Annotated in this window: 13 protein-coding genes; 8 read left to right on the forward strand and 5 right to left on the reverse strand. The window is 36.8% G+C overall.

Going from position 1 to position 13,188, the window contains the following annotated elements:
• The first annotated feature begins 139 nt into the window (after positions 1 to 139).
• Positions 140 to 1,360, forward strand: a complete 1,221-nt coding sequence (locus tag G9C87_RS13630) for an aminotransferase class V-fold PLP-dependent enzyme (RefSeq protein WP_172282046.1) — start codon at positions 140 to 142, stop codon at positions 1,358 to 1,360.
• Positions 1,361 to 1,414: 54 nt separating this feature from the next.
• Here G9C87_RS13630 and G9C87_RS13635 read toward each other — a convergent pair whose 3' ends face one another.
• Positions 1,415 to 1,540, reverse strand: coding sequence for a GNAT family acetyltransferase (locus G9C87_RS13635; protein ID WP_172282048.1), 126 nt, complete (start codon positions 1,538 to 1,540; stop codon positions 1,415 to 1,417).
• 163 nt (positions 1,541 to 1,703) lie between these two features.
• On the opposite strand from G9C87_RS13635, the gene G9C87_RS13640 reads away from it, so the two are divergent.
• A complete protein-coding gene (locus G9C87_RS13640) occupies positions 1,704 to 2,522 on the forward strand; it encodes a T9SS type A sorting domain-containing protein (RefSeq protein WP_172282050.1) in 819 nt (272 codons plus the stop codon).
• Positions 2,523 to 2,620: 98 nt separating this feature from the next.
• Here G9C87_RS13640 and hemE read toward each other — a convergent pair whose 3' ends face one another.
• Genes hemE through hemA form a run of 4 tightly spaced genes read right to left on the reverse strand, consistent with a single transcriptional unit; the run spans position 2,621 to position 6,576 of the window.
• A complete protein-coding gene (gene hemE / locus G9C87_RS13645; RefSeq protein WP_172282052.1) occupies positions 2,621 to 3,646 on the reverse strand; it encodes a uroporphyrinogen decarboxylase in 1,026 nt (341 codons plus the stop codon).
• 41 nt (positions 3,647 to 3,687) lie between these two features.
• Positions 3,688 to 4,371: a uroporphyrinogen-III synthase gene (locus tag G9C87_RS13650; RefSeq protein ID WP_172282054.1), complete on the reverse strand. Its 684-nt coding sequence runs from the start codon at positions 4,369 to 4,371 to the stop codon at positions 3,688 to 3,690.
• Positions 4,372 to 4,406: 35 nt separating this feature from the next.
• The gene (gene hemC / locus G9C87_RS13655) at positions 4,407 to 5,315 is read right to left on the reverse strand and encodes a hydroxymethylbilane synthase (RefSeq protein WP_172282055.1); all 909 of its coding nucleotides are present in this window, start codon (positions 5,313 to 5,315) and stop codon (positions 4,407 to 4,409) included.
• Positions 5,302 to 6,576: a glutamyl-tRNA reductase gene (gene hemA / locus G9C87_RS13660; protein WP_172282057.1), complete on the reverse strand. Its 1,275-nt coding sequence runs from the start codon at positions 6,574 to 6,576 to the stop codon at positions 5,302 to 5,304. Before hemA ends, hemC begins: the two co-directional genes overlap by 14 nt.
• A 240-nt stretch (positions 6,577 to 6,816) precedes the next feature.
• Here hemA and G9C87_RS13665 point away from each other — a divergent pair, with 240 nt between their 5' ends.
• The 6 genes from G9C87_RS13665 to G9C87_RS13690 all read left to right on the forward strand — a co-directional run bounded on the left by G9C87_RS13665 (position 6,817) and on the right by G9C87_RS13690 (position 13,144).
• Complete coding sequence (locus G9C87_RS13665; protein ID WP_034680746.1) at positions 6,817 to 7,842, forward strand: rod shape-determining protein; 1,026 nt, start codon at positions 6,817 to 6,819, stop codon at positions 7,840 to 7,842.
• Positions 7,843 to 7,868: 26 nt separating this feature from the next.
• Positions 7,869 to 8,723 (forward strand): rod shape-determining protein MreC, encoded by an 855-nt coding sequence (gene mreC / locus G9C87_RS13670; RefSeq protein WP_172282058.1) that lies wholly within the window; start codon positions 7,869 to 7,871, stop codon positions 8,721 to 8,723.
• Positions 8,716 to 9,222, forward strand: coding sequence for a rod shape-determining protein MreD (locus G9C87_RS13675; RefSeq protein ID WP_172282059.1), 507 nt, complete (start codon positions 8,716 to 8,718; stop codon positions 9,220 to 9,222). Before mreC ends, G9C87_RS13675 begins: the two co-directional genes overlap by 8 nt.
• Positions 9,219 to 11,249, forward strand: coding sequence for a peptidoglycan D,D-transpeptidase FtsI family protein (locus G9C87_RS13680; protein WP_172282060.1), 2,031 nt, complete (start codon positions 9,219 to 9,221; stop codon positions 11,247 to 11,249). Before G9C87_RS13675 ends, G9C87_RS13680 begins: the two co-directional genes overlap by 4 nt.
• On the forward strand, positions 11,246 to 12,475 hold the full coding sequence (rodA, locus tag G9C87_RS13685) for a rod shape-determining protein RodA (protein ID WP_172282061.1): 1,230 nt from the start codon (positions 11,246 to 11,248) through the stop codon (positions 12,473 to 12,475). The genes G9C87_RS13680 and rodA overlap by 4 nt, the downstream gene beginning before the upstream one ends.
• Positions 12,476 to 12,568: 93 nt before the next feature.
• The gene (locus G9C87_RS13690) at positions 12,569 to 13,144 is read left to right on the forward strand and encodes a pentapeptide repeat-containing protein (protein WP_172282062.1); all 576 of its coding nucleotides are present in this window, start codon (positions 12,569 to 12,571) and stop codon (positions 13,142 to 13,144) included.
• The last annotated feature ends 44 nt before the right edge of the window (positions 13,145 to 13,188 follow it).

Below are 13,188 nucleotides of genomic sequence, written 5' to 3' on the forward strand. Positions count from 1 at the left end.
AAAACCTGTCAATTTTTTGGCAGGTTTTTTATTTTAGATTGCATCTATAATGCTATTCTTTCTTTAGCCTTTCAAAAAAAAAGATGTAAATTTGAAGTGTTCTAAATAAGAACATAAATAATTGTAAAATTTATAATAAATGTTTGACATTCAAGAAATAAGAAGTCAGTTTCCTATATTAGATCAGGAGGTCAACGGTAAGCCTCTTGTTTATCTGGATAATGCAGCGACATCACAAAAACCAAACTCCGTTTTAGAGGTTTGGAAGCAATACTATACAGAAATTAATGCAAATGTTCACAGAGGGATTCATACTTTAAGTCAGCTTGCTACTGAAGAAATGGAGCTTTCGCGAAGAAAGATCCAGAAATTTATTAATGCAAAGCATGATTTTGAGGTGATCTTTACAAAGGGAACAACGGAAGGGTTAAACCTCATCGCTTATATTCTTACCGGAAAGCTGAAAAAAGATGATGAGATCATTATTTCATATTTAGAACATCATTCTAATATTGTTCCATGGCAGTTGCTATGTGAAAGAACAGGTGCAAAGCTTCGTGTGATTCCGATTGATGACAATGGTATTTTACAGCTTGATTATTTGGATCAGTATCTAAGCGAGAAAACTAAAGTTGTTGCCGTAAACCAGGTTTCAAATGCATTGGGGGTTGTAAATCCTATTGAAGAGATTATCTTAAGGACCAGAAGGAATTCCGATGCTTATATCGTTATTGATGGTGCGCAGTCTGCTCCTCATTTCAGAATTGATGTGCAGGCAATGGATTGTGATTTCTTTGTATTTTCAGGGCATAAAATGTACGCTCCAATGGGAACCGGAATCCTGTATGGGAAAGAACATATTTTAGATTCTTTGCCACCGTTTCATGGAGGAGGGGAAATGATTGCCACATGCTCATTCGATGGAACGACCTATGCCGGATTGCCATTTAAGTATGAAGCAGGAACGCCAAATGTCGGAGGTAATATAGCATTAGGAGCGGCAGTAGATTTTATTGAAAAAGTAGGGCACGAAAATCTTCAGAGACATGAGAATGCTTTGTTGGAATATGCTCAAAGGCAGCTTTTAGAGATTGAAGGTCTTAAAGTCTATGGGGAAAAGGCCAGAAGAACGGGCGTTGTTTCCTTTAATTTAGAAGGCGTAGGAATATCTTCCGATGTAGGAATGATTCTGGATAAGATGGGTGTAGCTGTAAGGACAGGGCATCACTGTACGCAACCAATAATGGATTTCTTTAATATTGCAGGAACTGTAAGAGCAAGTTTTGCCGTGTATAATACTTTTCAGGAAATTGATCTCCTTGTAGAGGGAGTAAAAAAAGCCAAGAGAATGTTAAGTTAATCGAAATAAAAAAAATAAAAAAGCAGTTGTAAAACTGCTTTTTTTATAGGTTTATTATTCCCAAGAAACGCAATAACATCTTCCTTGTATAATAACCTGGTAATATCCGTAGGCGCATTCCAGGCATATTTCGCCGCCGGCATATATAGCCTTCATTGTTTCTTTGTTTAATTTTTTCATGTTATTTGATTTTTAAAGTGTTAGAAGTTAAATATAATCATAAATTCAAGTAAAACTCTTATATTTTTTTGTGTTTAATTTTCATAAAAAATAATTATTGTGTTAAATTTTACAATTATAATGATATTAATTATTAAATTTAATATAATAAATAAGATGAGTTATGAAAAAATATTTACTTTCTTTTATTTTGGCGTGTGGAATATACAATGCCCAGGTGTTCTCTGAAAATTTTGATGGAAATGTTTTACCATCAGGATGGACGACAAATAATCCCGATACTTCTTTTAATTGGGACGTAGGATCTGAAAATGGCTTTGCTACATTTCCCTCAGGTGCAGCTTTTTTTGATGATGATAATGCAGGGCCCTCAAGCATAAACTCCAATGCCAGGCTTGTATCTCCTGTTATTAACCTATCGGCGGTTCAGAACCCTAAACTCTCATTTAAGTATGCTAACATGATTTATGATGATGATTCAACGTTAAAAGTTGAGGTTTTTAACGGAACATCATGGGTACAGGTATTTACTTTTTCGGGGGATGCTGGTCAGTGGGATCTTGATTTTAATACATTTTTATATGTTGTTACAACCTATGAGCAAGCTACGGATATTGATCTTGCGCCTTATGCCAATGCTAATTTTCAAATGAGATTTGTATATGACGATGCAGGGGATTATTCTTACGGTGTTGTCGTAGATGATGTTGCCATTACTTCCGGAGCATTAGGTACTTCTGAGGTTTCATTTGCAGATAAGATGCAGGTATACCCTAATCCTGTGAAAGATTTTGTACATATTCAGTCTGGAAACTTAAGATTTGACTCTAAAATCACCGTGCTGGATTTAGCAGGCCGACAAGTTAAGAGCTTTACAGGATTGGCAGACGGATATAATCTTTCTGATTTGCCGAAAGGCAGCTATCTGATTCTGATAGATAATAAAAAGGAAATTATCAGTAAGAAAATTATAAAAGAATAATCTCTGAAATAGCCTCTTAAACAGGGGCTTTTTGTAATAACAAATCCCTTTCAATAATTATTGAAAGGGATTTGTTTTATATCTGAGTCGTGAAACTATTAAGGTTTCCAGTCTACAACAGCTCTGATAAAGGCTTCTGCGTTCTCCAGTGGAATGTTTGGCAGAATTCCGTGACCTAAATTAGCAATATAGCGATCCTTTCCAAATCGATGAATCATCTCGTTTACCATCTTTTTTATGGTTTCAGGGGTTGAATGCAATCGGGCCGGATCAAAGTTCCCTTGAAGGGTCATTGTATGATTGGTTAAAGTTCTTGCAAACTCAGGTTTTATTGTCCAATCTACTCCAAGAGCTGAGGCCTTGGACATCGTCATTTCTTCCAGGGCAAACCAGCATCCTTTTCCAAATACAACCACGTGGGTCAATGGGCTTAAGGCTTCCACGATCTGATTGATGTATTGCCATGAAAATTCCTGATAATCATCTGGAGAGAGCATTCCTCCCCAGGAATCGAAAATCTGCACTGCAGATACTCCTTTTTCTACTTTTCTCTTTAAATAGGCAATGGTAGTATCTGTAATTTTTTGAAGAAGCAAATGGGCTGCTTCCGGTTGTTGAAAACAGAATGATTTGGCAATATCAAAAGCTTTACTTCCTTTTCCTTCCACACAATAGCAAAGGATAGTCCATGGAGATCCTGCAAAACCGATCAACGGGATTTCGTTATCTAATTTTAACAAGGTTAATTCTATGGCATCAAAAACGTATCCTAAAGTATCATTCACATCGGGAACCACAACATTCTGAACCTGCTCCATTGTTCTGATGGGAGTGTCTAGCCATGGGCCTACTGATTCCTTCATTTTAAAGTCGATTCCCATTGCTTGTGGCACTACTAAAATGTCAGAAAACAAAATAGCAGCATCCAGCGGATATCTACGGATCGGCTGTACGGTAATTTCAGAAGCGAGTTCAGGAGTTTGACATCTTGTAAAGAAATCATATTTATCTCTTAATGCAATGAATTCCGGCAGGTATCTTCCGGCCTGTCTCATCATCCACACAGGAGGTCTTTCTACGGTCTCTCCGCGAAGGGCTTTTAAATATAGGTCGTTCTTAATCATAATTTATTTAAATCTGCAGTAAAATTGATAGCGCAAATTTGCTACAGGTTGTTCTTACTTTCTCTTCTGATCATTTCTAAAATGGAAACCAGAGTATTACCTTCTGAAGTGAAAATTTTTTCCCGGGTATACTTTTTTATTTCATTGGAGGTTGTTTCTCCAATAGAAAACAGCTTCGTATGATCTAATGAATTTCGCTTTGCAAAACTACGAACTCCACTTGGACTGAAAAAGACTATGCCATAATATTTTTCAGATATTAACGGATTGATCTCTTCGGTATTATAAACTGTTATCTTTCTGTACTTGATATTTTGTAATGGCAGTTCATTGTCCAGAACATCAATGGCCAGGTTTCCACAAAAATGCAGGAATTGTTCATGTGGACAATGTCCAATGATAAATTCCGAAAGTGCTTCTGCGTTTTTCAGAACCTTAAAGGTGCCAAACCCATATTTTCGGAGGATTCTTTTTGTTTTTTCCCCGACGCAATAAATCTTGTTGTAATTTTTTGTCGTAAAATCCTCATTGGGTCTGAACTGATTTTCGAAAAAAGAAGTCACTCCGTTGGCACTTGTGAAAATAAGTGAGTAATTTTTTAAATCGAATGGTTTAACACGAATCGGAGTTGTTTTAATTACCTCAATACAATCAACCCCAATGTCATCTCCTAATTCTTTGGATAAAACAGAGGGGTCTATATTTTTGGTAAATAAGATTTTCATTTGAGATAAAATTGATTGCCGGCAAAAGCCTGAATTTATATCTGGCTCTTTATTTCGGCCATTAATTCCTTGCCACCATTTTCGAGTACTATTTTTGCATATTTTTCTCCGAAATTTTCACTCTCATTATATGTGAAATTTTCGTCCGTCGCGATGCAGTTTTTTCCGTCCAGTGAGCAAAGTGCTGCTTTAAAGCGGATCTGGTCATCGAATATTTCAGCAAAGGCTCCGATGGGTGCAGTACATCCTCCTTCAAGGGTACTAAGGAAATTTCTTTCAATCTCAACGCAGATTTGTGTGGGTTTATGATTAATCTGACGTACTATTTCATTGATTTCTTTTTTATCCGAATGTCCGGCAACTGCGATAACTCCCTGAGAAGGCGCTGGGATCATTAAAGGAAGCATCTCGTAATCAATGTCCATTTTCATTCTTTTGATGCCTGCTAAAGATAATATAGTGGCATCAAAATCCTGTTCTTCCAATTTTTGAAGGCGTGTCTGTATATTTCCACGAATATCGGAGAAAGTTGCTTCCGGATAATATTTCAGCCAAAACGCTCTTCTTCTCAAGCTGCTTGTTGCTAAATTAAGTTCATGAAACTCTTTATTTTTTGCTGATTCTTTTCTTATTAAAACATCCTGCGGATAATCTCTTTCCAGATATGCGATAAGTTCTGTGTGTTGGGGAAGTTTTGTAGGGACATCTTTCAGAGAGTGTACAGCAATATCTATTTCATCATTTAATAATGCGGTATCCAGATCTCTGGTAAAAACGCCTGTAATCCCTAAAGCGTAAAGAGGTTGATTAAGATTTTTATCACCCGAAGAAAGGATGGGCATGATCTCAGTCGTGTAATTATTATTTTGCAGATACCTTGCGACCTCTCTCGCCTGCCAAAGAGCAAGTGCTGAATTTCTTGTTCCTATTCTAATGCTTTTCATTGAATTCGTTGTTTGGTTGTTCAACTAATATTTCGTGCATTAATTTACTAATTTCTTCGGCTTTTAAAGGGTTATCTATGATGTATTTTGCAAAACGGCTGGTAATTTTCTGAATCATCTTTTCAGAAAGTGCCATATCGTCTACATTGATGTATTTATTTTTTCTGTAGAACTGATGCATTTCATTACGCTCCATATTTTTCAGGACCGCTTTGAAATGATGAATGTTGGGAGCGAGTTTTCTTTTTTTCTCCCACTCTATGAAGTCTTTAGACATTTCCTTGATGATCTGTTCTGCTTTTGGAATTTCTTTTTCTCTCTGCTGGATTGTTTCCTGAATTTGTTTTGATAATTCATCCACATCGATCAAGGTTACATTTTTATTATCCGTAACATTTTTTTCAACATTGTGGGGAATGGAAAGATCAATGACCAAAGTTTCTTTTCCGTTTGGAAAATGTGAAGCGTTTACAATAGGATGTTTTGCCCCTGTTGCCACAATCAGAATGTCTGTATTTTTCAGTTCTTTATCGAAGTCTGCATAATCAACGTGAGGAATGGTGTATTTCTGAGAAATCTTTTCAGCTTTCTCCTGGGTTCTGTTGGTGATTTTTATTTTAGGCTGATAAACGTGCTTTACAAGATTCTCAACCGTATTTTGTCCGATTTCACCCACTCCTAAAAGCAGAATATTTTTCTCGGTAATCCTTTTTTGATTATTCAGAATGTAATGAACAGCAGCATAAGAAACTGAAGCGGCCCCATTGGATATCCCGGTTTCATTTTTAATTCTTTTTGAAATCTGGATCGCCGAGTTGATCGCTCTTTCCAAATATGGATTAGAGTTCTTTCTTTCTTTTTTAAAACGGCTGTATGCTTTTTTGATCTGCCCGATAATCTCAAAATCCCCGATAATCTGGCTTTCAAGACCTGCGGCAACCCTGAACAAATGAGTTAAAGCCTCCTCCTTGGTAAGGATATTGGCAAACTGCAAGAAATCAGTAATGTTAACCCCGATTGTTTTACAGTATTCTTCAGCAACCAAAAGATAGTTGGAAGTAGTGGTATATATTTCGGTCCTGTTGCAGGTAGAAACCACAAAGGCATCCCCTAAATTTTCATCGTGAATACGGGTAACGAAATTTTTTATGTTTTCATCAAAAAACGCAAATTTCCCTCGTGTTTCTCCATCTGCCTTTTCGTAGCTTATGGAAAGAACGGCGAAATTTGAAGTTTGATTTGTATGAGTGTTTTGTAACATATCCGGGGGCAAATTTACGCTTTTTTTAATTAAACACTTTCTGAAATTGTGTATGATAATTATCGTGAAAAACTATAAATCCGTTACTGTTCTGAGTTTGGATTGATATTATAAGAAATTAAATTGACCGTTAAAGAATTATTTCAAATTTTAATAAAATTTTAACCAAATTATATGCTTGCCAAATTTTATTGGTAGTGTTTAATTTATATCTTTGTAAACTTAAATCAGAAGAAAAATATGAGTTTATTCGATATGTTTACGCAAGAAATTGCGATAGACTTGGGAACCGCTAACACACTTATCATCCATAATAATAAAATTGTTATAGACCAGCCCTCAATTGTTGCAATTGAGCGATCTACTGGAAGGCCGATAGCTGTTGGTGAACAGGCTAAACATATGCAGGGGAAAACCCATGAAGACATTAAAACAATTCGTCCTTTGAAAGATGGGGTTATTGCGGATTTTCATGCTTCTGAACATATGATTAAGGAGTTTATTAAAAAAATTCCTGGTATCAAAGGTAAATTCATTCAGCCTGCTTTAAGAATTGTAATCTGTATCCCTTCCGGAATTACGGAAGTGGAAAAAAGAGCGGTAAGAGACTCTGCACAGAAAGTAAATGCTAAGGAGGTAAGACTGATTTATGAACCAATGGCAGCTGCAATAGGAGTAGGAATTGATGTTCAAAAACCGGAAGGTAATATGATCATTGATATAGGTGGAGGGACAACTGAAATTGCAGTAGTTGCTTTAGGAGGTATTGTTTGTGACAAGTCTGTGAAAATTGCAGGGGATGTATTCACGAATGATATCGCTTATTTTCTGAGAACACATCACAACCTTTATATTGGTGAAAGAACAGCCGAGAGAGTGAAAATTGAAGTAGGATCTGCTGTTGAAGATCTGGATGTGGATATTGAAGATATTCCGGTACAAGGTAGAGACCTTATCACAGGTAAACCAAAAGAAATCATGGTTGGGTATAAAGAGATTGCCCGCGCATTGGATAAATCGATCATCAGAATTGAAGATGCCGTAATGGAAACTCTTTCTTTAACACCACCTGAACTGGCAGCTGATATTTATAAAACAGGTATTTATCTTGCAGGAGGAGGTGCATTGTTGAGAGGTCTTGCAGACAGATTACATAAGAAAACAGGTCTTCCTGTTTTTGTAGCTGAAGATCCGTTAAGAGCGGTTGTTCGCGGAACCGGGATTGCACTTAAGAATATGGATAAATTCAATTTCTTAATTAAATAATTTTAACTTTTACGAACACTATCTGAATGGGATTTTTGCTGAGATTATTTTCGAAGAACGCTCTTTTTGTCTTCTTTATTTTCTTGCAAATTATTGCTCTGGTCCTTATATTTTCTAAAAACGCCATGCAAAAATCCTGGATTGCTGGTCAGTCTGCAGCGTTAAATTCCTGGGTTTCCGGTTATATTGATGAAGGGGTTTCTTATTTGAAGCTTAAGCAAATCAATGAAGATCTTGTTGCTCAGAATAAAGCTTTAATGATTGAACTGTATGGAAAGGATGGCGCCAAAAAGCCGGTCTTCAGAAAAGTTCACGATACTTTAGGAGGTGGCCAAATCTACACATTTGTGGATGGCGAAATTGTTTTCAACAGTATTAACAGGAGAAATAATTATTTTACAATTAACCGTGGCCGCAGAGATGGGGTATTTCCTCAGATGGGAGTTATGGCTCCGAAGGGAATTGCAGGGATCGTTATAAATTCAACAGATAGTTATGCTTTGGTTCAGTCGGTTTTAAGTGTTAACCGTATCAGGATCAATGCTTCGTTAAAAAAATCTGGGTATTTTGGAACCTTAACATGGAACGGAGATAACTCTAGGGTAATGCATTTGGCAGATATCCCGAAATATGTAGCCCTGAAGATTGGAGATACGATTGTTACCGATGGAAAATCAGCGATTTTTCCCAAAGGGGTAATGATTGGAACTGTGGCAGGATACTCAGTAGATAACAAAACCGGTTTCTGGGATATTTCAGTAGAACTCAGTGAGAAAATGGGTTCCCTGAATAAAGTGTATGTGGTAAAAAGCCTGAAGAAAGCTGAGGTTCAAAAAATCCAGGATACATTACAGGCGGTAATAAAAAAGGAAAATGATTAGCAGAACACTTTTTACGGATATATTAATCATGATCTTTCTTGTTGCATTACAGATTTTTGTATTGAACAGGATCACTCTGTTCGGGAAGTATACTCCCGTGCTATATCCTGTATTTGTCATGTTTTATCCTTTTTTCAGGAATAAATTTCAATTTTTGGCATTGAGTTTTTTAATAGGACTTTCTATTGATGCCTTCTTATATTCATGGGGAATTAATGCACTGGCTACGACACTTATTGCGTATTTCAGAACATTGATCTTCAGGACGTCCACTGATACGTCCACCGACTTCTTTTCTTTTCAATCTCTGCAATGGGGGCAGTTCTTACTTTTTCTATTTTCAAGTATTTTCCTGCACCAGCTTTTAGTACAGTATATTGAGTTCTTTAAGTTCAGCAGATTTTTTGAAATATTGTTTAATGTGTTGGTAACAAGTGTAATTTCCTTTATATTTATAGTTGTTTACGCATTAATCTTTAAAATCAAACAAAAAGTTTGAACACACGTTATTTAAAAATCTTTGCCGTTGTTGCTGTTATTGCCCTTATTTTTGTGGCAAGGCTTGCATATTTGCAGTTGTTTACGGACAGGTATGCGCTAAACGCGGCTAACACATCTATCAAAATAGAATATGTGATCCCGCAAAGGGGTGTTATTTTTGACCGGAATGGAAAAATCATGGTAGGTAACCAGCCGGCTTATGAGATATCTTTCACTCAGGCTTTAATGAAACCTGATTTTGATACTTTGGGATTTTGTAATTTAATGAAGATAAGCAAATCCGACTTCATTAATAAAATCAATACAATCAAGAAAGAAAAATATTATTCTAAGCTCACTCCGATGACTTTTATCAAAGATCTGAGCAGAGAAGATATTGCGAGGGTTCAGGAAATCATCTTTAAATATCCTGCATTCAGTATCGTTTCCAGACCTCAGCGTCAATATGAGGTCTCCACTTCCGGAAATCTATTAGGATATACAAGTGAGGTTAATGAAAGAGATATAAAAAAGGATTCGCTTTATTACCTGCCGGGAGATTTCATTGGAAAAACAGGAGTTGAAAAATCATACGAAAAAGAACTTCGTGGGGTAAAGGGGATGAAATACATCCAGAAGGATATCAGACTTCGGAACATTGGTTCATACAAAAACGGAGCATTAGATAAGGATGTAATTACAGGAAAAGATATTACTCTGACCATTGATTATGATCTTCAGAGAATGGCGGAGGAAATGATGGTGAATAAACATGGTGCCATCGTTGCCTTAGATCCTAATAACGGGGAGGTTTTAGTGTCGGCGACAGGTCCGGATATTGATCCTAATCTTTTCACAGGGCCTATGAAATCCAAAAATTTATACGCTTTATCTAAAGATACGATTTACGAAAATAAGCCAACATTTGACAGGTCTCTGCAGGCAGGGTATCCTCCTGGTTCCACTTTTAAACTACTTACGGCATTATCTGCTATGCAAATGGGAGTAATGGATGAAAACACGATTTTCCCTTGTGGGGGCGGATTCAATTACAGAGGATTACGAATCAAGGGGCACGGTGGAGCGGAACCTTTAATTCCTTCCATACAGGTTTCAAGTAACTGTTATTTTTCTTATGCATTTTTAGCGATTGTTAATAAATATCCGGGAAATCCATCTAAAGGTGTTGACGAGTGGAAAGCTATTATGAGCAGCTTTGGGGTTGGAGAATTTTTAAACAATGATTTTGCCGTTGGTGCAAGAGGAAGAATTCCTTCCGGAGCATTTTATGAAAAAAGAATGGCATCCATCCTTAAAGCAAGTGGTTCTAAAAAAGACAGTAAAAACTGGGATCCTTTGGCTACAGGTGCTGTTTTCAACGGAATGGGACAGGGGGACGTAATGGTTACTCCTTTGCAGCTTGCCAATTACGTGGCAGCTATTGCCAATAGGGGATGGTATTATACTCCGCATATTGTAAAATCAATTGACGGAAAGCCTAATCCGGATCCGAGATTTAAGAAAAAGCATAAAACTCTGGTAGACCCTAAACACTTTGAACCTGTCCTTAAAGGAATGGAAGCAGTGGTATTAAGAGGTACGGCAAGAGGATTGAAATCAAATGATTTTACTCAGCTGGCCAAGACAGGGACTGCTCAGGTTCCTCAGGGTAAAGATAATTCCATATTTGTTTTGATTGCCCCGGCGGATAAGCCAAAAATTGTAGTGGTTGCTGTAATGGAGCATGCAGGATTCGGTGCTACATGGGCAGGACCAGCAAGTACGGTGATCGCTGAGAAATACATTACAGGAGATCTGAAAAGAGAAAATCTTTACAAAAAGATGACATCTGCCAGCTTTATGCCTGAATATAAAAGACAGTGGATTGTCGATTTAAAACGTAAAGGTTTATACAAAGATCCGAAACAGGATTCTGTAAAACAAAAAAAAATACAGGACAGTCTGGATTTTATAAAGAAACAGAAAGAAAAATTACAGAAACAGATAGACGCAGAAACTCAAACTAAAAAAGATAAAAAGCAATGAAATGGACAGAAGGATTAGATAAATTAGGCCTTGGTCTATATTTCCTGCTTTGCATTTTTGCGATAGCAAACATCTACAGTGTGGAACCGGCAAGTGGGACCAGACAAGCAGTTTGGTTTGGAATATCTGTTTTTGTAGGACTCATTATCTTTTTCACCCGTACCAAGTTCTTTGAGAATATGGCAGGGATTATCTATATTATTGGAGTCTTATTACTGATAGGATTGTTTCCCTTTGGAAAAGAGGTTCTTGGGCAAAAGAACTGGTACAAATTCGGACCTTTAAGTTTGCAGCCGGTAGAGTTTGCAAAACTGGGAACAGCATTGATGCTGGCTAATTATGTCTCGGGTCCCGATTTTAATTTAAGTAATAGAAAATCTTTATTGACCTCTCTGGCGATCGTGGGAATTCCTGCAGTTGTTGTACTGGCAATTCCGGATGTTGGCTCACTGCTTGTTTTTGTAGCATTTTTCATTGCATTGTATAGAGAAGGATTAAGTGGATTATTATTCGGGATAGGGTTTCTTTTTGCTGCTGTTTTTCTCGTTTCTCTTGCGGTGAATCCTATTTATGTAGTGATTGCTATCCTGGTCATTGCAGGAATTTTAATTGCAATGAACTATTATAAAATGTCCTGGAATGTTATATCCATTTCAAGTATTGCAGGCTCTATTATTCTGCTGTGCGGATTGGCATTTGCAACACCTTATATTTTAGAGAAATTACCTAAACACCAAAGGGAGAGGATAGAGGTTCTTTATAAAGGAGAAAAGGCATTCAGGGATACTTCAGGATATAACCTTCTTTATTCAAAAACAGCAATTGGCTCTGGCGGACTTTTAGGAAAAGGATATCGTGAGGGATCAGTAACCCAGGGCAAATTTGTACCTGAACAGAGTACGGATTATATTTTCTGTACCGTTGGTGAAGAATGGGGATTTGTAGGAAGTGCGGGACTTGTTTTGTGCTACTTATTGTATATTGGAAGGATCTATTACCTTGCAGAGAAGCAAAAGTCTATTTTTAACAGGGTTTTTGGCTACTGTTTTGCTTCCATCCTGTTAATGCACTTTTCGATCAATTTAGGGATGGTTATGGGACTTTTTCCAACCGTTGGGATCCCGTTACCTTACTTTAGTTATGGAGGAAGTTCTTTGCTGGCCTTCTCTACTATGACCTTCATCTTTTTTAAGCTCAACTATTCGGATAAAAACAGTCTGGTATAGAAGCGATCGTTATAGGTTAGCTACAAAAGGCTTTCTAAAGACTGATCGTTATTATTAAAACTTATTACAAAAATTTCTTTTAAACATCCTGGTATGAAAGAAGCATACGTTATTAATCAGGTTTTTGAAAATGGGGACTTTTCCCAATTTCAAAAAGGCGAATATGAAAATTGTATATTCCGGAACTGCCATCTTGAGTATATGGACCTTTCTTTTTTCAGTTTTAATGATTGTGAATTTATCGGATGTAATCTGAGTATGGCAAAGCTTGTTTCAACAGCATTTCGGGAGGTGGTGTTTAAAGAATGTAAGATGTTCGGGCTTCACTTTGATGAATGCAATGAGTTTGGAATGTCGTTCAGATTTGAAGGGTGTTCTTTAAACAATTCTGTTTTTTATAAAACATCGATCAAGAAAACTTTGTTTAAAAACTCAAAATTGACGGAAGTCGATTTTGCTGAGGCAGACTTATCGAATTCCATATTTAATAATTGTGATCTTTCCGGGGCAATCTTCGAAAATTCCAACCTTGAAAAGGCTGATTTCAGAACATCTTTCAATTATACTATAGATCCTGCTTCCAACAGGCTGAAAAAGGCTAAATTTTCACTTTCTGAAGTGCATGGGCTGCTTTATCGCTTGGATATAGATATTGATCGAAATAGCTAGCCTTTTGGCGTTGAAAGAAGTATGTCATTAAATAGAAACCAATT

Origin of the sequence: Chryseobacterium sp. LAM-KRS1 (assembly GCF_013184525.1) — a bacterium.
Taxonomy (GTDB): domain Bacteria; phylum Bacteroidota; class Bacteroidia; order Flavobacteriales; family Weeksellaceae; genus Chryseobacterium; species Chryseobacterium proteolyticum.